This is a genomic window from Larkinella sp. C7, from assembly GCF_006149005.1.
Lineage (GTDB): Bacteria > Bacteroidota > Bacteroidia > Cytophagales > Spirosomataceae > Larkinella.
This window is the reverse complement of record NZ_VBSL01000284.1, coordinates 1-312: the sequence shown is the minus strand read 5'-3', so window position 1 is coordinate 312 and position 312 is coordinate 1. Positions and strand designations below refer to the sequence as shown.

General features: G+C 46.8%; 1 protein-coding gene. It reads left to right on the top strand.

Features of this window, described 5'->3' with window-relative positions; genetic code table 11:
• On the top strand, nt 1–312 hold a 312-nt coding region (locus tag FH871_RS35435), incomplete at both ends, for a hypothetical protein (protein ID WP_369008822.1).

Below are 312 nucleotides of genomic sequence, written 5' to 3'. Positions count from 1 at the left end.
GGGTCGTCTTGGATAAATCAATCAATTCGCTAGAGGAAATTCCCGAGGATGTCATGGCTCAAATCAAGGATGAGCTTAATAACTGGTTGGTTTCTGGAGAAGACATCATTGCCTACTCTGACCAGTCCAACTATGCAGCTAATCTAGAGATGGCTACCAGCCTCTACAAGCCTAGTCAGGCTGTCACAACCCAAGAAGAAGTAACCAAGGTTCAAACTCCAGATTGCAAGACCATTGACGATGTCGCAGCCTTCCTCAAGGTCGATGAAGGCCAAACCATCAAGACCCTCTTCTTTATGGCAGATGACCAGC